This window comes from Paenibacillus sp. P5_B5, assembly GCF_056400365.1.
Genome location: NZ_JBFULK010000021.1, coordinates 1 through 20244, shown reverse-complemented (window position 1 = coordinate 20244; position 20244 = coordinate 1). Strand labels below are relative to the sequence as shown.

Sequence of the window (20244 nt, the reverse complement as noted above, 5' to 3'; positions counted from 1 at the left end):
GCATGTTCAGTGACATTATAGTTGGTGTCTCAGAGAAGTGCATTCGACACACAATGACATTAAAGTTAGTACAAGAATAAACAATTGTTGGTTTGAGATTATCGTCGTGAACACTCGTTTCAATAGATTGCCTTATTTAACGAAAAACAGGCGTCCTTTACACAGCTTATATGTGCGAAAGACGCCTGTTGATTTTCTGACACTCTTTCAGTGACCTTTCTTATCGATAGGAGGTTCCCCTACGATTATCCCACATTGGGATGCGGTTCTAGTACAACTTCTTTGTTCCTGTTCGACTTATCACGTAGGACAGGTACTGAGATAAAGGTCGCTATCAAGAAAGAGATCACACACAAGACCGCGATGACTATAAAGGTAATGTGGAAACCACCGAGCAAAGCACTGAGGAACGAACCAGCCAAGGCACCTAGGCCAAATCCTTGATAAATGATTCCGTAGTTCTTACTTTGATTCTTCAAGCCGAAATAGTCCGCCACAATCGCTGGAAAGACCGTAATATTACCGCCAAAACAGAATGCGATCACCGCGACACATGTGAAGAAGATGCCCGGGGTCAAAGGTATGAAGCTTAAAGTCATGACGGACAATGCCGTTGCGAGAAGCGCGCCAGCTACAACTTTCATACGTCCTACTTTATCGGACAATGTACCGAGAACGATCCTGCCGGTTGTATTGAAAATCGCCACCATAGCTACTGCATTCGCTGCTGTGCTGATATCAAGACCTGCAAGCTGCACACCGATGTCTTTGACAATACCAATCATATACAATCCACTCATACAAGCTGTGAATAGAATAACGAAGAGCATATACGCTTCTTTCGTACGCAGCATTTCTTTGACTGTATAGTTCCGTTGACTGTGCGATTGAGTATTTGCGTTCGCAGGTGCTTCCGTAATTACGGCTTCTTTGATTAAGAACGCACCAGTAATCACCATCACCATCACGATTAATCCCCAGACCAGAAAAGCTTGAGATACCCCCATGGTATTGATGAAATGCGCATTGATATATTTAAAAACCAAGCTGCCTGCCCCAAAAGCTCCCACCGAGATCCCCGATACTAATCCTTTACGTTCAGGAAACCATTTAATTAAATTCGAAAGCGATGTGATATATGCTGTACCATCTGCAAAACCAACAACCACACCAGCAAGTAAATATAACATCCACAACGATGAAACCTGCGAGCTAGCGATTAGCCCTACACCAAGAACAGCACCTGCGATCATCGTCAAGCGCCGAATTCCGATACGATCCTGAATTTTACCGGCGAATAGTGTCGCAAAAGCCAGTGCAAAACTGGTGATGGAGAACGTAATCGATACGGAGCTAAGCTCCCATCCAAATTTGTCAGCTAACGGCTGATTAAATAAACTCCACGTATATATGGTTCCTAATCCCATTTGTACAATGATCGTTCCAAGTATGATTAACCACCGATTTACCTGCGGCTGTTTTGCTTGATGCATTCTCATGATGAATCCCCTCTTTCTATTCTGCTATGATCAAGATGTGTGATTTATCTATAGGGAAGTGAAAGCCTCTTACGCCTTGCTTTTCACATCCTTATCTTACAAGATAAAACGCTTTCTTAATCCAAAAACGACATGAAATGACGGGATTACAGAATGAACTGCATTTATATATGCATCAACTGCCTAAATTCTTTGACTTTACTTCGACTGACGGGCACTTCGGCATCCATATCCCGTAGACGTAGCAGGTAGGTATTGTTGAACCATGGAACGATTTCATGGATTTGGGATAAATTGACGATATAGGAACGATGACAACGATAGAATCGATCTTGAGGCACCATGGCATGAAAGTCCGAAATATTCATCGGCATTGTATAGGTACCGCTCTTCGTGAATACGCTCGTCACCTTCTCTTGTGCTTCTGCATAGTAGATGTCATCGCTATCCGTCACGATATACTTGTCATTTTTCAGCAGATTAATACGTTTCTCCTCAGATCTTTGCCTGCTGTCCACAGGATTTGGACCTTCTCCTTGCTGCTGATCCCGTTCGAAGGCGGTCTCTAGCTTTCGTAACATCGCGCGAATCCGGTTCTTGTCATAGGGCTTCAAGATGTAATCGAAAGCTTCCAGTTCAAAAGCTTGGGCAGCATGTTCCTTATAAGCTGTTGTAAAAATAACATACGGTTTTCGCACGAACTTACTGATATTAGTCGCTAGCAGCATACCGTCCAGAGATGGAATGTTAATATCGAGAAAAATCGCATCGACTTCCTTCTCTTGCAGAAATTTAAGCACATCAAGACCATCCTCGAATCGTTCTACGATTTCAATGCGGCTATGTTCTGTAATCAGATACTCCAGCTCTTCACGGGCTAATACTTCATCTTCAACAATTATCGCTCTCATAGTGTCTCCTTCTGTATGTCAAAAAAGATATTCGTTCCTTGATCTAGTCGCTCCATCGTAACACCGTGCCCAAAAATGAGCTTCACACGCTTATGCACATTGAAAAGACCTATATGATTCGGTGGAACACGCTCCTCCAACACCTGTTCAATCATATCTTCACGGATGCCCACGCCTGTATCCTGCACGCCAATCCGAATGTAATATTCTGTATCTTTGACATAGATAGTGACCGTTCCAGGTCCTTTCTTCTTCAATATACCGTGGACAATCGCATTCTCCACTAACGGTTGAATGATGAGACTGGGAATCTTCACGGCGACTTCATCCACATCATAAACAACATTTAATCGATTTCCAAAGCGTGCTTTTTCAATTTCTACGTAATTCCAAACCTGCTCCAGCTCCTTATGGATATCGATCAATTCATCCGTAAGCTCCAAATTATAACGTAGATATCCCGATAAATTGACAATCAGCTCCCTCGCTTGATCCGGTCTTGTTCGGATCGAGGACCCAATCGCGTTCAACGCATTGAACAAAAAGTGAGGCTGAATCGTTGTCTGTAACGCCTTGAGCTCGGCTTTATTCGCCATCTCCTTAATCTCTTCCACACGGGAAACTTCCATTAATGTCGAAATGATTTGGGATAAACCGACCGCCATGGTCTGCAGCGGATAGGTAATTTCATGCGCTTTCCGATAATAAATCTTCAAGGTCCCGGTAACTTCTTCTCGCTCTTTCAGTGGAATAATTAATAAAGATTGAATGCCGGGCAGCGCATCGTCCAACGCATGGTTGCTTATCATGAACTCCCCGCTCCGTATTGTCTCTTTGGTCATATCACTTATGATCTCATGCCGGAATTGATAGCGGTCTTCCCCAAAACCGACGTAAGCGAGCACATTCATGGAATCCGTAATCGCCACAGCATCAGCTTGAATATCTTCTTTAATAATGGAACAGATCTTGTGTAATGATTCGGTATTGATGGAGCGAAAATAGGGTAATGTCTTATTCGCAATGTCCAAAGCTAACTTCGCTTGCTGCGCAGCGACTACTTCCCGCTCACTTTCCACATTCTGAATTAACAAAATGATCAAGCCCACATTAAATTGGCCTAGAATCATCGGTGTGGCAATTTTAGATACAATATCGATTCCCAGTGTTGTAGGCTCCGCCATGAATATGATCAATAGCATCGTTAATGCCTCAATGGCCATCCCGGCAAGGATCCCGATAAACCAACGTTTCGCTTTAGGTGTTCGAAGATGAATATAGCCGGATACCAGCCCCGCAATAATACTCGTGATCAGACATGGAATCGAGGTCACCCCACCGATATCGATCAAATAACGATGGATTCCGGACACCACTCCCACGACAAGACCTACCCATGGTCCGAATAAGATACCTCCTGCCATAATCACGATGGTCCGTACATTGACGAGCGAGCCTTCCACATCGATGCCTGCGTAGGTACCGAATAACGCAAAGGAACAGAACAGGATCGTAACGACGGCAAACTCCTTCGGTGTCTGTAATTTTTTTTGCAAAATCTGCTTGAAGCTCGAAATACGAGTTAAGAAAAACAAAATAATTAGCAATAATGCTGCCCGCTCGAAGAGCTGGAACAGCATCGTGAAATTTTCGTTCATGGGAACTACCTCACTTTATCACAATATGTTGTTATTTATTTTACCAAGGTTTGCTCTGTTATTTATTTTCCAAATCCATACAAATGTTCAATATACACTTCGTATGGAATCTATGAAAGAGACGAGACATATACCTGTTCCCACTCATTAAAGTCTGCAGCTGAACGAAAGGCAGATCATATCTGAAAAAAGAACGAAAAAAGCCGAACGAAAATCAGGAAAAACACCTGAATTTCGCTCGACTTCACGTTAAACTTTATTTACTTAGTGAGATACTTTGTGTGACATGGGTAGACTTATTTTGTTTTCTACAACACCTGCAATAAAAATCTTTAAACAACCCTACTCTACTGTCACACTCTTCGCCAAATTCCTTGGCTTATCAACATCATTTCCCCGTGCAAGTGACGCATAATAGGAAATCAACTGTAACGGAATGACAGATAAGGCTGGCATAAGCAGATCCAGTGTACGAGGAATGATCATCGTATGATCGAATTCCGACTGTAAATGCTCGTAACCTTCACATGTGATTCCAAGAACAGAACCACCACGAGCTGTTACTTCTTTGATGTTACTGACTGTTTTCTCCATTAAAGCTGGCTGTGTGACGAGTGCGATAACAGGGACATTTTCCTCAATCAGGGCTAATGTGCCGTGCTTCAATTCACCTGCCGCATAGGCTTCGGAATGAATGTAAGATATTTCCTTCAATTTAAGTGAACCCTCTTGTGCAACCAGGTAATCAAGTCCACGACCAATGAAGAACAGATCATTACGCTCAGCAATTCCCTCTGCATATTCACGGATGGAATCAGACTGTTCAAGAATGGATTCCACTTGCTCTGGCAAGCTTTGCATAGCGGCAATCGTCTGAACAATCTCCTCTTGTTTGATAGAACCACGAGTTTGAGCCATATACAATCCGAGCAAGTAGAACGCAATTAACTGGGAAGTATATGCTTTAGTTGAAGCGACAGCAATTTCAGGACCTGCCCAAGTTACTAATACATCATCAGCCTCACGAGCTACTGTAGAACCTACAACATTGGTAATTGCGAGTACGTGCGCGCCCTTACTCTTTGCTTCACGCATTGCTGCAAGTGTATCTGCCGTTTCACCCGATTGACTTACTACGATCATAAGTGTGCGTGGTGTTACAAGCGGATCGCGATAACGATACTCAGAAGCTACGTCTGTCTCAACTGGAATCCGAATCATACGCTCAATGACTGTTTTACCAACAAGCCCTGCATGATACGCTGTTCCACAAGCAACGATCTGGATGTTGCGGATACTACGAATATCTTCTTCAGACATACCGATTTCAGGCAAAAGTACACGATCCCGCTCCGGTGATAAACGACTATTCATTGTATCCCGATAAGCTTTTGGCTGTTCATGGATTTCTTTCAGCATAAAGTGTGGATATCCTGCTTTTTCAGCAGTAACGAGATCCCAATCGACATGATATATTTCTCGGGAAATAAAATTCCCCTCAATCGTTAATAAATCGACACCATCTCTTGTCAAAACAGCCATTTCTCGATCACCCAGAATGTATACATTTCGAGTATATTCTAGAATTGCTGGTATATCAGACCCAATAAAATTCTCACCTTCACCAACTCCGATGACAAGTGGACTTGCATACCGAACAGCAACGAGCTTATCTGGCTCATACTCTGTCAAAACTCCAAGAGCATATGCACCTCTCATCCTTTTCACAGCCGATTGAACTGCCTTCACAATGTCACCTGTATACAAATCAGCGATTAAATGTGCAATGACTTCTGTATCCGTGTCAGAGCTGAATTTATGACCACTCTCTATTAATTCCTGCTTCAAAGCAGCATAGTTCTCAATAATTCCGTTATGCACAACTGTAAACTTATGCGATTCATCCGAATGTGGATGGGAGTTTGCATCAGATGGTCTGCCATGTGTTGCCCAGCGCGTATGACCAATTCCTACCGATCCAACAAGCGGTGTTTCACCTAGTTGTGATTCAAGAACCGCTAGACGGCCTTTTGATTTATGAATACGTAATCCTTCTTGTGTATATATAGCCACACCAGCGGAATCATAGCCACGATACTCTAGCTTTTTCAATCCCTCTAGCAAGATTTCTTGAGAATTCCGATAACCAATATATCCAACGATACCACACATATATAATTCCTCCCAGAATGGTTACGCGAACCGCAAAGAAGGATGTAATCCCCATTCGCGTCCGTAACTTAGTAAGCCTATAGACTTTGTCCATACGCGGTTTGGTGATAAATAGTAATAAGCCCACAAATCTATTGAATTCGAACTACTCATCTCCACGGGCCAAAACAAAATAAATTCAGTACACATATAAAAGGACTTAGCTTCGCCGTCCATTAATTAAACTTTTACAATATCCCAAAAAATAACATGAAAAATTAAAGACTCACTGGCTGAAAACTTCAAAGTTCTTACTTCGAGTTTTTTACTACCAGTATCTCGCTTCTAATTTCTAAATTGAGATTATGAAACCAGACCGTAACCGTTAAAAAGAACGGACAGTAAATAGAGTTTTTTTATAATCTAAAAAAACATTTTCGAGCTTTTTGGTCACAATCATTTATCTAACCGAAACCTGAACTTTTGTAGCCATTAGGCAATAGTAAATAAACTTACAGCTATCATTATCCGCTCCATAGCTGCTTCACACACATTTCTTACATCCGTCCATATCCTGTTCAGTATTATGTTAGTGGCTTGTCGGTCCAGTCACCCAGACGTTTTCTCCAACTAACTTAACGGCATTAATCGAATGCCGGAAGGTCCCCGCCGAAATTTCGAACACCTTCACCTCGTCAACTTGCGAAGCCCGATCCAATCAATCTGATCGACTTCCTCAAGTTCTGGCGCTATTGTGGTACAACTTCTATCCACCTTTCTCTATTTGAGTGTTAAACTTATACTATCTTATTCATTTTGAAGTCTAAATGCAAATAAATTTGATTTTTAATTTATGGAACAGGTAAAAATTGGATCTCATACAATCCTATTATTACTCCAAACTAACTCTCGAGCGGCACATTTGGGCGTTATTACGACATGTCCTTCCGTTCTAGCGTCGTTTGCTTCCGCTTGGATCTCACACATACCTATTATTACTCCAAAACAACTCTCATGTGGCACATTTGGGCGTTATTGCGGCATGTCCTTCCGTTCTAGCGTCGTTTGCTTCCGCTTGGATCTCACACTTACCTATTTTTACTCCAAAACAACCCTTATGCGGCACACTTTGGCGTTATTGCGGCATGTCCTTCCGTTCTAGCGTCGTTTGCTTCCATTCTAGTTGCACTCCTTTGTCAGCTTACTCATCAAAAAAAGGAGCCATCACGGCTCCTTCTATACACGTATATCATTTAGATTAAAAATTCAATTACCGTAACTGCTCTTCAACGACCTTAACGATGCTGCTTACATAAGCTTCTACCTGCTGTTTATCTGGCCCTTCAGCCATTACACGGATAAGAGACTCTGTTCCAGAGGGACGCACAAGGACGCGGCCGTTATCGCCTAGCTGCTCCTCAACCTCGTGGATCGCCCGCTCCACTTCTACGTTACCATCGAGTTTAGATTTATCAGCAACGCGCACGTTTACGAGAACTTGTGGGAATTTACGCATGATCTGTTTCAATTCACTTAGCTTGCGACCAGACTGAACAAGTGTTTGTAGAAGATGAACCCCCGTAAGGATACCATCCCCCGTTGTCCCATAATCTAGGAAAATCACATGACCTGATTGCTCACCGCCGAGATTGAAACCGCCACGGCGCATTTCTTCCATAACATAGCGGTCACCGACTGCAGTCTTAGCTGCTTGGAGACCTACTGATTTAATTCCTTTAAAAAAGCCAATGTTCGCCATAACCGTTGTAACAATCGTACTATGTGCGAGCTTACCTGCGCGATTCATTGCATCGCCGCAGATGCTCAGGATATAGTCGCCGTCTACCTCGGCACCTGCCTCGTCCACCGCGATGAGCCTATCGGCATCGCCGTCGAATGCGAGGCCGATGTGGGCGCCATGCGCCACCACAGCGGCCTGCAACCCCTCTGGATGCGTAGATCCGCATCCAGCATTAATGTTGCGCCCGTCAGGCTGGGCGCCCATGAGCACCACTTCCGCGCCTAGCTCGCGGAAGATTCTTGGCGCCAGCTCGTACGCGGCGCCGTTGGCACAATCGAGCACCACGCGCATTCCTGCTAACGTGGTGCCTGCATCTACCGTCGACTTCACGAAGTCGACGTAACGTTCGCTCGCAGCAGTATCATTCTCGATGCTGCCAAGCTCGCCACCAGTTGGCCGAGGTAACGTATCCACCTCGGCATCAAGTAGACGCTCGATCTCAAGCTCTGTCTCGTCAAGCAGCTTAAAACCATCGCGTCCAAAGAACTTAATTCCGTTATCCTCTACTGGGTTATGGGATGCAGAAATCATAACACCTGCATCACAGCCTGATGTACGTGTTAAATAAGCAACAGCTGGCGTACTTACAACGCCAAGTCTAATCACATCTGCACCGATTGAAGTTAATCCAGCTGCTAATGCAGCCTCTAACATCGTTCCAGACACTCGAGTGTCCATTCCGATTAATACCTTTGGTTTATGTGCTTCACGTGTTAAGACGTATCCGCCACATCTTCCAATTTTGAATGCTAACTCAGGTGTTAACTCTGTATTAGCTACGCCACGTACACCATCAGTACCAAAATATTTACCCATCTATATTCCCCTATCTATACTTGTTAGTTTTTTGGTTTAGTATCTGTCCTCTTATCATCCTGCCCACCAGCAGCACCTTTCGTGCCTTTGTCTTTCTCAGGATTATTAGTTCCAGAACTAGTACCACTACCATTACCTACATCACCCGGCGAGCCATTAACCGCTCCCTCACCGGAACTCGTTCCTCCATCTGGATTAACACTTCCATTTACTTCTGTGGAACCACCAGCCGATTGTTTGGAGGTAATCTCAACGGTAACCTTAATTTCTTGTTGCTGCATATTCTTAATAAAAGGAGGTAAATTGAATGATACCTTCAGTTCATGAACACCTGCAGCAAGGTTAGTTACATCAACTATCGCCTGCACATCATCACTCTTCAGCTTAGCTATTCGATCCGGCGATCCCTCCAGAGGAAGACTTATCTTCCCTCCTGGGGGAAGTATGATTCTCGTAGTGAATGCTTCATTCTGACCAATCGCCTTTACATTCGTCAGATCGAGCACTCTCGATACCGATGGAACAATTTCAACCTTCACGGTAACTTTGGCCGGATCAACAAGTGACACTTTATTCTTAAGCGGTAATTCCAAAGTATATTCCTTCGTTTCAGTAAGTCCTTGAATGTTCACCTGTGGACCTTCATAGAATTCCAATTCATCGAGTACACTCTGCTCACCGAACACTCTCACTTTATCGACACTTTGCGTAACCTTGGATATGGCGAAGCCTGCAGGAGGTTCCCCACTCAGCTTGATCTGCAAGGGTATCAGTTTAAATGGCGTTGTTATAGGGACTTCCACATCAACAATATTTGGCGATATAGCAAAATCTAATTCCTTATTATACTTATCAACCACTTGCAGCTTAACCTGGCTTTTGACAGCTTCCTTCGCTCCCGCGACGGTAACCTTACCTTTAACCTTAATCCCATCATCAAGTAAACTTGTAGGTAGCGTTACATGTACCCGGTTCGGCTTAACAACTACTTCGCCAACCTTCAGCCCTTCTGCTGGGTTGCCAACTGTTTCAATTTCAACCGGCATTTCTACTTTCTGCAAATCATCAATAACAACCTTCACCTGTGCTGGGAGAATTTCAATTACATCAACTGTCGAAGGAAATCCTACATCAGTCAGTGGTAAGACATATTCACCTTTACCTACCTTCGACAAGTCTACCTCAATATGTGCTTTTTCTGTATTTACTTTGTTTAATGCTGATTCCTTGCCCCTGACCACAACATCAACGGTTTCATTTGAAATCGATGCTATATGTATTTGATTCCCATCTAGCTTAGTAACAACTTGGACATTCTTAATACGCTGTGTCCTCTCTACTGTAGAAGAATAATCATTAATCGTCTTCTGTTCGAGGTTTACAACAAGCCATAACAATATCCCAATGAGCAGCGCTACGATACGAACTACATTTTTATTACTTAACAGCTTATCCACGTGAGCGTCGCCCCCATTTCCAGAATGAACTCGACTCTCTCTTTTTGGTTTTGGGCTTCAATTCATCGAATAACTTCGAAATCAGGGACTCATCTTTAATATCCCGGACGATATGTCCGTTCATAGCTAATGAGATTTGCCCAGTTTCTTCTGAAACTGTGATACAAATAGCATCTGATACTTCACTCATACCAATTGCCGCTCTATGGCGTGTACCCAGTTCTTTGGATATGAAAGGATTCTCTGACAAAGGTAAATAGCAAGCCGCAGCAACGAGTACATTCTGACGAATAATGACCGCACCATCATGTAGCGGCGTATTCGGAGTAAAAATATTGATAAGCAGCTCAGCTGACACCTTAGATTCAAGCATTGTTCCAGATTCAATATAATCAGAGAGTCCGGTTTCCTTCTCGAATACGATCAACGCACCGATCTTTCTTTTAGCTAAATGGTTAGCAGCACGAATAACTTCGCTAATTAACTGATTGGTACTCTGATCCTCACCTATAATCGCAGAACGAGTGAATAATTTGCCCCTACCGATCTGTTCAAGCGCACGACGAAGCTCGGGCTGAAAAATAATAATAATCGCGATCAACCCTGTATCAATCATCTGCTTCATCATCCATTGTAGCGTTGTGAGCTGGAACCAATACGATAATCCCCAGGCAATGACAACAACGAGAATTCCCTTCATAAACTGTACCGCTCTAGTGCCGCGTAGCAGAAGGATAAGCTTATATATAACATAACTGACGATCGCAATATCAATAACATCTCTAAAGGAAAAATTGCCAATTATTTCCACTCTCTTGACCCCCAGACCAACACGGTAAATCATTCTATTTTTATTCTTTATATTCCTTTTAAATAATACCATAATTCACGATAATCATCTATTATTCCAAAGTCCTACAACCGTTATTACTGTAAAAAACAAGAAGATTCAGTTCAACGACCTTATAGAAAAGTAATTTTCGTAAGAAAACTGCTAAAATAATGTGTTTTTAATCGATTCTGTAAACATAAAAAAACTGCTAGACGAATGAATTCGTCTAGCAGTAATCCTACTCATAGTTCACGGACTTAAAAATATCCGTTATCTTATACCATAACCAACCAAACATTTCATCAACCTTCGTGATCTGCCCGGCAATACGCGCTGTAGATGCCATATGCAATGAACCATCAATAATGGTAATATTGCCTTTGATGTTGACATTTTCCCCTACCTGCAACTCTCCGCCTTGTACAACAAGATTACCATCTAGTGTGTGCCCAGGTGGAATGATAACGGTATTGCCTTTAATGACGATTTCTTCTAAATCAACGCCTTTGACGATTAGTTCTTTATCGCCATCCCACATGGAGAACAGACTTCCCATCATAAGCATCATAAACACAGCAGCTACAGAAATCGCTGGATGACGTTTCATCCAATTAAACCACGTATTACTCTTCTTTATTGGCAAATTACCCATAATCCGGTCTGTCATCCCGCCGGGCGCTGTAATCCCCGACATTGAACGCACTAATGCCTCGGATGTTTCCAGTCCATTGTAGCGCTCTCTGCAGTTCTCACAAGCAGCCATATGCCTACGCAATTCCCATGCGTCAGAAGCAGTGGCATCACCATCAAGCACCTCGTGCATTAAAGGAAGGGCCTCTCTGCAATTCATACTTAAGCCACACCTTTCAACATACCTCAACCATCGTGTAATACATTACGTTTAAGATTCAACTATGTTTCACTTTTAATAAATTAAAAAATACCATGTGAGCCTGAAGTTTCTAATTTCTTGCGTAGATACTCCCTGCCACGGTGGAGCCTTGTTTTAATCGTAGTAATGGGCAGGTCAAGCACATCACTAATCTCCTGCAAGGATAAATCATGCAAATAACGTAGCACGATAATTGATTTGTATTTATCTGGCATGTTATCGATGATCTTACGAATATGTCGCTGCGTTTCTGAGACAATAACTTGTTTCTCCGGCGTGTCCTCATCGCTTGGCATCATCGCATAGTAATCATTACCTTCGCCATCTGTTACTTCCGCATCAAGTGAGTAGGTAAGCTTACGTTTACGTAATTGATCAATACACAAGTTAGTTCCGATCCGAAAAATCCAAGTTGAGAATTTTTGAGTCTCATCATAGCGGTGCAAGTTGGAATATAGTCGCATGAAGGTTTCTTGCACTATATCCTCTGCTTCCTGTTTATTCCCAAGCATCCGATAAGCAAGGTGAAAGATTTTATCTTTATAGAGTTCGACGAGTTCAGCAAATGCACGCCGATCCCCGTTCCGGGCTAGTTTAGCTAGCCTTGTTTCAACATAATTCAATTCTTACTCCTCCAAACTAGAGAGCAAAAAGAAACTGTTCTGCATTCTTTATATAAAAGTAGCTGCGTTTCTTATAGTATTACTTAGAATTTATGAGCTGTGCAATATAAATTCCTTAATCATAAGAAAAGTCGAGCTCCTGAAATACAGAGGCTCGACTTTCTTTGTAGAATGCTAGCGTCGATCAGCCCGTATTGCGAAGTCCTGCAGCAATACCATTAATTGTTAACAATACTTCGCGTAGAAGAGTCTGATCATCCTGATTGTCCTCACGCAGAGCTCGCAATTCGCGAAGCAGCTCAACTTGCATGTAGGAGAGAGGATCGACATATGGATTACGAAGGCGTATCGATTCCTGGATGACAGGAACATTATCTAATATTTCTTTTTGTCCAGTGATCTTCAAGATCAGCGCGGATGTTAGTTTATATTCTTCAAGGATCAAGTTATATATGCGTTCTGCAATATTCCCATTCTTCATCATCGAAACATATTCTTTGGCAATTATCATATCCGCTTTGGCAATAGCGAGTTGTAAATTGTCAATCATCGACTGGAAGAACGGCCATTCTTCATACATACGTTGCAGAACCTTCATATTCTCTTCTTTATCCTGATAATAGCTTTGAAGTCCTGTACCAGCGGCATACCAAGCTGGCATCAAGTAACGACTCTGTGTCCATGAGAATACCCATGGAATAGCCCTTAAGTCATCGAAGCTATCGCTATTTTTGCGCTTCGATGGTCTAGAACCAATATTAAGCTCGCCAATTTCAGGAAGTGGCGTCGATTCTTTAAAGAACTCCATAAAGTCCTTATCACGGAAAATCAAATCCTGATATTTATTCATCGCTTGCAAAGAAATATCGCTCATGATGCCTTCCCATGATTCATCTGTAGGATCAGACTTAGGATCTCTTGATAGCTTGGAAGCAGCAATAAGTGCATGTGTCGCTTGATCAAGTGAACGATACGCGATACCTTTCATGGAGTAACGTGAAGATAATACTTCACCCTGCTCAGTAATCTTAACACCTGCGCCTAATGCAGCAACTGGCTGTGCTAGAATACTACGATTCAGAGGCATACCCCCACGACCTAATGCACCGCCACGACCATGGAAGAACTTCAGCTTAACGCTATACTTTTTGCCAACTGCCATAAGATCTCTTAATGCTGTCCGAAGCTCCCAGTTAGCTGTAATCACACCGCCATCTTTATTGCTATCGGAGTAACCAAGCATAATCTCAGTCATCTCTGTATAAGGGTCAATTGAGGCACGGTAAGCAGAAATCTCAAACAATGTGCTCATAATAGCAGGTGCTTCATGTAAATCATCGATAGTTTCAAATAAAGGTACCGATTGGATCGTACAGTTTACCTTGCCATTAGACTCTCTGCTATAAAGCCCCGCTTCCTTCGCAAACACAAGAACCTCGAGCATATCGCTCGCTCCTCTTGTCATTGAAATCAGATAGGAAGAGATACAACGTGTTCCGAATTCCTTCTGTGCACGATAGATCGTTCTGTAGACTTCAATTGTTTCATGCGTACTCTCCGAATAATGATGGTAAGGCGAAGTAATTGGGCGCAAATCCAATAAGATGGATGTGAGTAGCTCGATTTTCTTCTCCTCAGATAAATCACCATAGTTGGAGACAATACCCATTTTATCAAGAACTTCTGTCATGGCAAATTCATGCTCTTGACTGTGTTGTCTAATGTCTAGTGTCGCTAGGTGGAAACCGAATAATTCAACTTGCCGAATCAACTTCGTAATATAATTATCAGCCACATAGTCTGCAAAATGACTGCGCAAGCTACGTGCGATTACATGTAAATCTTCAAGAAACTCATCCGGTGATTTATACCGATGATTCTCAGCAACGTTTGGATTACCAGTATTATGGATTTTCTCTAACATATAAGCGAGCTTAATCCGATATGGTTCCTTCTCATTACGCCAAGGCTTATAATGCCACGCACCATTACCTGTCATGGATTCACGATCTTGTTCAATAGATGCTAATAATTCATCCGTTACGTTAATCATATTTAAGGAGAAACTTGTATTGTGATACAGATCACGGATAATGCGATCATATTTCTTAAGTGCCATTTGGCGATGAAGAGTGAGTGTCTCCCAAGTTACTTTAGATGTAACTGACGGGTTACCATCACGGTCTCCTCCAATCCATGATCCAAAACGAAGGAACGAAGGTACATGCCAAGCTTCATTAGGGTAGTATTTATTAAGACAACGCTCTAACTCTATATAAACATCAGGAAGAACGTCAAATAACGTTTCGTCAAAATAGAATAAACCATTCTTCACTTCATCAAGAACGGTAGGCTTACGGTCCCTTAACTCATCCGTTTGCCATAATGTAAGAACCTCGCCTAGTAACTTCTCACGAAGCTGTTCACGTTCACGATAAGTAAGCGTAGGGTTATCAAGCTCCATAACATCATCAGCGATCCGTTTATGAATGTTAAGAACTGCACGACGCATTGCCTCAGTTGGATGGGCTGTAATAACAAGCTCTAAAGAAATATTCGATAAAATCTCTTTCACTTCATAAATAGGCGTATGATTATTTTTGAGTTCCTGAATGATGTATTCGATAGAACCAGGTTGAACTAAATCACCAGAAGTTCGCTCATAATCCCGCTTACGACGAATTCGATGATTTTGCTCTGCAATATTAACAAGCTGAAAATAAATAGCAAATGCGCGAATAACCTGATGACGCACTTCTGGAGAGAGTTCACTTACGATCCCCTTAAATTCACGAAACATTTCTAATGTGTAGTTAGCACGCATCGATTTACTCATTTCGCGAATTTTCTCAACGATGAATAGAAGCTCGCTTCCGCCTTGATGTACAAGCACTTCGCCAAGAATATTACCCAAAAAACGTACATCTCTACGCAATAAATTATTGTTGGTTGTTCTTTGATTAGTAATACTGCCTTCTGTCATTTCTCCACCCCATCGCTTTCCATTTGTTACCGTAATTTCTTTTCCGAATATTTTACCACAATTCAAAAAAAGTCTGTAGTTATTTCTTCATGTATATAGTAAGAAGAAACGTCTTTGCGATCCAAATAAGGAGCAGCTACGTTTCTTGCTAATTGTTTTATTTACAAAAAAAGACCCATTACAGGGGTCTTAGTAATTATGTATGGAGCGGGTGATGGGAATCGAACCCACGCTATCAGCTTGGAAGGCTGAAGTTCTACCATTGAACTACACCCGCATATTCACTTCATAAATATAATGGTCGGGATGACACGATTTGAACATGCGACCCCCTGGTCCCAAACCAGGTGCTCTACCAAGCTGAGCTACATCCCGATAATATTTAAAGTGAAAATGGCGCGCCCTGAGAGATTCGAACTCCCGGCCTTTTGATTCGTAGTCAAACGCTCTATCCAGCTGAGCTAAGGGCGCAAAAATGTTTATGGAGCGGAAGACGGGAATCGAACCCGCGACCCTCGCCTTGGCAAGGCGATGCTCTACCGCTGAGCCACTTCCGCATGCTATTTGTCATTACCGCTTAACGTTTACCTCAGCGGCGACAAGAAATAATATAACAAATATCGAAACAAAATGCAACTGCTTTTGAACGTTTTAGTTGTTGGTAAATTATTCTTATTCAATTAGCTTTAATTTAGATATGAAAATAATTAGGACTATTATATGGTTTATTTATTTTTAGTTATACATACTAGTTATGATTCCAGGTTTAATGAAAGCGAACAGATTGCAGCGGCAAGGACGTACCGAAGAACTTAATGCCTACACATCAAGACATGTCGGACGTTGGGCAAGATCTTTACTGCGAGCTGCAGGAGCTAATGTTACCGTGCAAACTGGTGCACCTATTGTTCCGATACATATTCAAGGATCTTATAATGGAAAGCAGAGATCACAGCACTACCTGATCAAGGGATATGATTGCGAATGTTAAATCGGTCTGATCGGGAAGGGAAAAAATTATAAGGAGTAAATGCAGATGAAAATAAAGTTTTTCCCACTTATGAAGCAGCTTTTTCGTCGCTTTTCTAATGATGAAGTCAGTGCTTTAGGAGCGCAGATGACATACTATTTAATTCTAGCCTTCTTTCCCTTTTTAATTTTCATTATGACGGTTATCAGTTATACATCAGTAACAAGTGGTGACATCCTCAGCAGTTTAAAACCTATACTCGCCCACGATACCTATCAATTGATCGAAGACTTCATTAATGGCTTCTTAGCTGCAGATAACATTACCTTTCTCTCCATAGGAATGATAGGTACGATATGGGCTTCCTCTTCCGGTGTAAAGGCAATTATCAGAGGGCTGAATAAAGCTTATAATATTACTGAAGATCGACCCTTTTGGAAAGTTCGAGGCATTTCTATTTTATTCACCATAGCGCTTGGTATTATAATCTTGATATCCTTTGCGACACTAATTTTCGGTAAAATGATTGGTGAACAACTGTTCAAACTGCTCCATTTTCCAGACAACTTCGATGCGGTTTGGAATGTGGTTCAGTACATTATCCCTCTTACCGTTATGTTTATCGTATTCGAAGTCGTTTATTGCCAAATCCCGAATCGATACTTAACTTATCGCGAAGTAATCCCGGGCTCATTAGTAGCAACATTTGGTTGGGTTATCATTTCCATTATATTCGCATTCTACGTGAATAATTGGGGCAACTATACGAAAGTATATGGTAGCATCGGAGGTATTATCATCCTATTAATTTGGTTATATATAAGCAGTATCATCATTTTACTAGGTGGGGAAATTAACGCCACATTATCTTATTTACGTAACAATAATAAGAACAGTAAAATCTAAGGCATAACAAAAGGCTCATCTATAAGGATGGGTCTTCTGCTGTTCTGTTCTTGTACCTGCGTATGAACTTAATGAAGGAAAAACGTCTTCAGGCTATAAATGAAATTCGTACAACAGGTATTGAACCATATGTAAGAAGTAGTCTCATACCTAATCTATTTACTGCTTCACATCTCATTGATCTGCAAGATGATGTGGAACAAATGATCCAGATTGGATTACATACGAATCCTAAAGGTTCTATTCACACGCTGGAAGGTATGTTAGAACGCCCTGACTGAAGTCTCGTCGTCGCTAACACCATTGTTCCCATACTGCTTGTAACAGGTGTTGAGGCTAAGATCGTACCGCCACAACGTACCTTACTGTAACAAGTCCGAATATCTTCGAAACTACATTTGGATATACACATACTACTGAGACTACCTTTGAAGGGGTTGCACATATGCTTGTTTCACTTTCATCCATAAAGGTTAAATAAGACTAAGAGGAGCCTAACAGAGTAGATCAATTACTTTGTAAGGTTCCTTCATCTATTTCTATAATGTTCACAATGACTATGGTGAGTAGGATGATATTTACAAAGAAAAAGAAGCCTCCTGATGAACAAGAGACTCCTTTTTATATGCGCGTAGAGGGACTTGAACCCCCACGGTTTCCCGCTAGATCCTAAGTCTAGTGCGTCTGCCAATTCCGCCATACGCGCGCATCTGGATCAAATGAGCAAGTAGCTCATGAGTTATATCTTACGACATTTTGAACCAAAAGTAAACTACTTGTAGAAAATAACAAAATAACAAGATGGAATGAGTAACATCTTTGATTTAAACCCTCTTAGTCCCCTCGCTCCGACCGTCATTGATCTCGCGTTTGGTCTGAAGTCGGTAATCACTAGGAGTCAGGCTGCAGCACAACATATTCCAGAGGATCAATACTAATAGACACTTCGGTATGCTCCACATTCGGGTTCACGATAAGACCGTGGCCGTACTTAATTGCTGGGGCAAAATGCGAGCATGGGGACGCCAATGCGAATAAGCAATCAACTTCGGTGAAGGCAAGAAAAATATGTTTGCACTAGAAGGCACTACGATCCTTCGTCAGATCGACAAAGAGGTTCGCTAGAAATTAATAAGTTTGACAGTGGGCGAGGAGTCTATATCAGTGGCTTACCATATAGCTTTGAAAACAGCCGCTTACTATACCGTGCGATTCTCTGGAGCGCTCATAGCGAACAGGAGCTGAACCACTGGCTTAGTGAAAACTACAATGTCGAGGTTCATGCCTATGCCAAGGACGGCAAATACTGCGTCGTCAACAACACCTATGAGCCGCAGGAAGCCATTATTTTTCGTGGCGATGGCTCAAGCTTTCCCGCTAACGCTGGAAGCGAACGAGATCAAGTGGTACGAGATCTAATTAAGAAGGCTCTTCCTTTAAGCAAATATCTAAAGAGAAGAGTCATTTCCATAACATTCTTATTCCCTATATGTGCTGTAAGCAGACTCCATAGGTCAAATATAGCATAGATAATTCACTTGGTTCCTGCCGTAACCAAACTTGAAAGTCTGGATTAAATTGTGAAAAGAAGCTGAACAAGCACTTTTGACCGATGCCCTATCCCTCACGTTTGAATGCATTTTTTACAGGCATAACGAAGATTAGGTGCTCCTGAATATGTTTGACTGTATTTCATGCAGTCAAAATACTATAAAAGTAGAAAAATCGGGAATGTGCTTGATTTTGATTGCACGTTTTGCAGCCAAATGCTTATTCTAGGTAAATCTCATCCATTTGAATGTACAAAATGCAGGCAAATATATCACTAATCGTTTCTTCCATCACAACTTCTAGAAAGAAAAAGAACACACTGAATCGATGTGTTCTTTAGGACCTAAAATATATGAAAATACCCCTCGTTTTCGAAAAAACGAAGGGTATTTTGTATGATGCGCGTAGAGGGACTTGAACCCCCACGGTTTCCCGCTAGATCCTAAGTCTAGTGCGTCTGCCAATTCCGCCATACGCGCATATCGGGAAATTACTGGTGAGCCATGAAGGACTCGAACCTTCGACACCCTGATTAAAAGTCAGGTGCTCTACCAACTGAGCTAATGGCTCATAAGTTATAACTTACAACGTTATCGTTGAAAGTAACTAATGGCTGGGGATATAGGATTTGAACCTATGCATGACGGAGTCAAAGTCCGTTGCCTTACCGCTTGGCTAATCCCCAATAGGTAAAGAGTGCCGTCGAGAGGACTTGAACCCCCAACCTACTGATTACACGGGATCGAACCGCTGACCCTCTGCTTGTAAGGCAGATGCTCTCCCAGCTGAGCTAAGCCTCCGGAATAAATAGTGGTGACCCGTAGGGGACTCGAACCCCTGTTACCTCCGTGAAAGGGAGGTGTCTTAACCACTTGACCAACGGGCCGTCCTGGAGCTTCCAACCGGGATCGAACCGGTGACCTCATCCTTACCATGGATGCACTCTACCTACTGAGCTATGGAAGCTGGCTCCCCGAACAGGACTCGAACCTGTGACAACTCGATTAACAGTCGAGTGCTCTACCAACTGAGCTATCAGGGAATATTGCTTGGCAACGTCCTACTCTCCCAGGACCCTTCGGTCCAAGTACCATCGGCGCTGGAAGGCTTAACGGTCGTGTTCGGGATGGGTACGCGTGGTTCCCTTCCGCCATCGTCACCAAACAGTGCATTTAGAATAAATGCGTTGTAACA

General features: G+C 42.3%; 14 protein-coding genes, 12 tRNA genes, 1 rRNA gene and 1 pseudogene. 5 read left to right on the top strand and 23 right to left on the bottom strand.

The window, feature by feature from the left end; translation table 11 throughout:
* Positions 1-245: 245 nt before the first annotated feature.
* From AC1DOK_RS21485 to AC1DOK_RS21420, 14 genes are all read right to left on the bottom strand, one after another.
* Positions 246-1499 carry an L-lactate MFS transporter gene (locus AC1DOK_RS21485; RefSeq protein ID WP_477556347.1) on the bottom strand — a complete coding sequence of 418 codons (1254 nt, stop codon included), beginning with the start codon at positions 1497-1499 and terminating at the stop codon, positions 246-248.
* Positions 1500-1663: 164 nt separating this feature from the next.
* A complete protein-coding gene (locus AC1DOK_RS21480; protein WP_477556346.1) occupies positions 1664-2410 on the bottom strand; it encodes a LytR/AlgR family response regulator transcription factor in 747 nt (248 codons plus the stop codon).
* A complete protein-coding gene (locus AC1DOK_RS21475) occupies positions 2407-4068 on the bottom strand; it encodes a LytS/YhcK type 5TM receptor domain-containing protein (RefSeq protein ID WP_477556345.1) in 1662 nt (553 codons plus the stop codon). Before AC1DOK_RS21475 ends, AC1DOK_RS21480 begins: the two co-directional genes overlap by 4 nt.
* Before the next feature lie 342 nt (positions 4069-4410).
* Positions 4411-6240, bottom strand: a complete 1830-nt coding sequence (gene glmS / locus AC1DOK_RS21470) for a glutamine--fructose-6-phosphate transaminase (isomerizing) (RefSeq protein WP_477556344.1) — start codon at positions 6238-6240, stop codon at positions 4411-4413.
* A 1249-nt stretch (positions 6241-7489) separates the two neighbouring features.
* Positions 7490-8836, bottom strand: coding sequence for a phosphoglucosamine mutase (gene glmM, locus AC1DOK_RS21465; RefSeq protein WP_477556343.1), 1347 nt, complete (start codon positions 8834-8836; stop codon positions 7490-7492).
* A 23-nt stretch (positions 8837-8859) separates the two neighbouring features.
* Positions 8860-10293, bottom strand: coding sequence for a CdaR family protein (locus AC1DOK_RS21460; RefSeq protein WP_477556342.1), 1434 nt, complete (start codon positions 10291-10293; stop codon positions 8860-8862).
* Positions 10286-11137, bottom strand: coding sequence for a diadenylate cyclase CdaA (gene cdaA / locus AC1DOK_RS21455; RefSeq protein WP_477556415.1), 852 nt, complete (start codon positions 11135-11137; stop codon positions 10286-10288). Before cdaA ends, AC1DOK_RS21460 begins: the two co-directional genes overlap by 8 nt.
* A gap of 226 nt (positions 11138-11363) precedes the next feature.
* Entirely contained in the window at positions 11364-11975 is a 612-nt protein-coding gene (locus tag AC1DOK_RS21450; RefSeq protein ID WP_477556341.1) for a zf-HC2 domain-containing protein, read from the bottom strand.
* An 83-nt stretch (positions 11976-12058) separates the two neighbouring features.
* Positions 12059-12640, bottom strand: coding sequence for an RNA polymerase sigma factor SigW (gene sigW / locus AC1DOK_RS21445; RefSeq protein WP_477556340.1), 582 nt, complete (start codon positions 12638-12640; stop codon positions 12059-12061).
* Positions 12641-12824: 184 nt separating this feature from the next.
* Positions 12825-15623: a phosphoenolpyruvate carboxylase gene (gene ppc, locus AC1DOK_RS21440; protein WP_477556339.1), complete on the bottom strand. Its 2799-nt coding sequence runs from the start codon at positions 15621-15623 to the stop codon at positions 12825-12827.
* Positions 15624-15826: 203 nt separating this feature from the next.
* Positions 15827-15900: transfer RNA gene (locus AC1DOK_RS21435), tRNA-Gly, on the bottom strand.
* A gap of 21 nt (positions 15901-15921) precedes the next feature.
* Positions 15922-15998 (bottom strand) — tRNA-Pro (locus AC1DOK_RS21430).
* Positions 15999-16017: 19 nt separating this feature from the next.
* Positions 16018-16094: transfer RNA gene (locus AC1DOK_RS21425), tRNA-Arg, on the bottom strand.
* 11 nt (positions 16095-16105) lie between these two features.
* A tRNA-Gly gene (locus tag AC1DOK_RS21420) sits at positions 16106-16180 on the bottom strand.
* A 197-nt stretch (positions 16181-16377) separates the two neighbouring features.
* Between AC1DOK_RS21420 and AC1DOK_RS21415 the strand changes: the two genes are divergently transcribed.
* From AC1DOK_RS21415 to AC1DOK_RS21405, 3 genes are all read left to right on the top strand, one after another.
* Positions 16378-16614, top strand: a complete 237-nt coding sequence (locus tag AC1DOK_RS21415) for a hypothetical protein (protein WP_477556338.1) — start codon at positions 16378-16380, stop codon at positions 16612-16614.
* A gap of 45 nt (positions 16615-16659) precedes the next feature.
* Positions 16660-17499, top strand: coding sequence for a YihY/virulence factor BrkB family protein (locus tag AC1DOK_RS21410; RefSeq protein ID WP_477556337.1), 840 nt, complete (start codon positions 16660-16662; stop codon positions 17497-17499).
* Between the two features lie 62 nt (positions 17500-17561).
* On the top strand, positions 17562-17780 hold the full coding sequence (locus AC1DOK_RS21405; RefSeq protein ID WP_477556336.1) for a hypothetical protein: 219 nt from the start codon (positions 17562-17564) through the stop codon (positions 17778-17780).
* Between the two features lie 345 nt (positions 17781-18125).
* On the opposite strand, the gene AC1DOK_RS21400 is transcribed toward AC1DOK_RS21405, so the two are convergent.
* A tRNA-Leu gene (locus AC1DOK_RS21400) sits at positions 18126-18205 on the bottom strand.
* 415 nt (positions 18206-18620) lie between these two features.
* On the opposite strand from AC1DOK_RS21400, the pseudogene AC1DOK_RS21395 reads away from it, so the two are divergent.
* Both AC1DOK_RS21395 and AC1DOK_RS21390 read left to right on the top strand, forming a co-directional pair.
* A pseudogene (locus AC1DOK_RS21395) lies at positions 18621-18725 on the top strand (lacto-N-biose phosphorylase central domain-containing protein); the annotation flags it as partial.
* Positions 18711-19028 (top strand): 1,3-beta-galactosyl-N-acetylhexosamine phosphorylase C-terminal domain-containing protein, encoded by a 318-nt coding sequence (locus AC1DOK_RS21390; RefSeq protein ID WP_477556414.1) that lies wholly within the window; start codon positions 18711-18713, stop codon positions 19026-19028. The pseudogene AC1DOK_RS21395 and the gene AC1DOK_RS21390, both read left to right, overlap by 15 nt.
* A gap of 421 nt (positions 19029-19449) precedes the next feature.
* On the opposite strand, the gene AC1DOK_RS21385 is transcribed toward AC1DOK_RS21390, so the two are convergent.
* From AC1DOK_RS21385 to rrf, 8 genes are all read right to left on the bottom strand, one after another.
* A tRNA-Leu gene (locus AC1DOK_RS21385) sits at positions 19450-19529 on the bottom strand.
* 15 nt (positions 19530-19544) lie between these two features.
* A tRNA-Lys gene (locus tag AC1DOK_RS21380) sits at positions 19545-19620 on the bottom strand.
* Between the two features lie 40 nt (positions 19621-19660).
* Positions 19661-19735: transfer RNA gene (locus AC1DOK_RS21375), tRNA-Gln, on the bottom strand.
* Between the two features lie 15 nt (positions 19736-19750).
* Positions 19751-19842: transfer RNA gene (locus AC1DOK_RS21370), tRNA-Val, on the bottom strand.
* A gap of 19 nt (positions 19843-19861) precedes the next feature.
* Positions 19862-19936, bottom strand: a tRNA-Glu gene (locus AC1DOK_RS21365).
* Positions 19937-19940: 4 nt separating this feature from the next.
* Positions 19941-20016, bottom strand: a tRNA-Thr gene (locus AC1DOK_RS21360).
* Positions 20017-20092, bottom strand: a tRNA-Asn gene (locus tag AC1DOK_RS21355).
* A 5-nt stretch (positions 20093-20097) separates the two neighbouring features.
* Positions 20098-20214 (bottom strand): 5S ribosomal RNA (gene rrf / locus AC1DOK_RS21350).
* Between the last annotated feature and the right edge of the window lie 30 nt (positions 20215-20244).

What these genes read in the sequence shown, in the direction of transcription:
- AC1DOK_RS21485 (WP_477556347.1), bottom strand. Translation starts at nt 1,499, where the DNA reads ATGAGAATGCATCAAGCAAAACAGCCGCAGGTAAATCGGTGGTTAATC.
- AC1DOK_RS21480 (WP_477556346.1), bottom strand. Translation starts at nt 2,410, where the DNA reads ATGAGAGCGATAATTGTTGAAGATGAAGTATTAGCCCGTGAAGAGCTG.
- AC1DOK_RS21475 (WP_477556345.1), bottom strand. Translation starts at nt 4,068, where the DNA reads ATGAACGAAAATTTCACGATGCTGTTCCAGCTCTTCGAGCGGGCAGCA.
- glmS (WP_477556344.1), bottom strand. Translation starts at nt 6,240, where the DNA reads ATGTGTGGTATCGTTGGATATATTGGTTATCGGAATTCTCAAGAAATC.
- glmM (WP_477556343.1), bottom strand. Translation starts at nt 8,836, where the DNA reads ATGGGTAAATATTTTGGTACTGATGGTGTACGTGGCGTAGCTAATACA.
- cdaA (WP_477556415.1), bottom strand. Translation starts at nt 11,137, where the DNA reads ATGATTTACCGTGTTGGTCTGGGGGTCAAGAGAGTGGAAATAATTGGC.
- AC1DOK_RS21450 (WP_477556341.1), bottom strand. Translation starts at nt 11,975, where the DNA reads ATGAATTGCAGAGAGGCCCTTCCTTTAATGCACGAGGTGCTTGATGGT.
- ppc (WP_477556339.1), bottom strand. Translation starts at nt 15,623, where the DNA reads ATGACAGAAGGCAGTATTACTAATCAAAGAACAACCAACAATAATTTA.
- AC1DOK_RS21415 (WP_477556338.1), top strand. Translation starts at nt 16,378, where the DNA reads ATGATTCCAGGTTTAATGAAAGCGAACAGATTGCAGCGGCAAGGACGT.
- AC1DOK_RS21410 (WP_477556337.1), top strand. Translation starts at nt 16,660, where the DNA reads ATGAAAATAAAGTTTTTCCCACTTATGAAGCAGCTTTTTCGTCGCTTT.
- AC1DOK_RS21405 (WP_477556336.1), top strand. Translation starts at nt 17,562, where the DNA reads ATGAACTTAATGAAGGAAAAACGTCTTCAGGCTATAAATGAAATTCGT.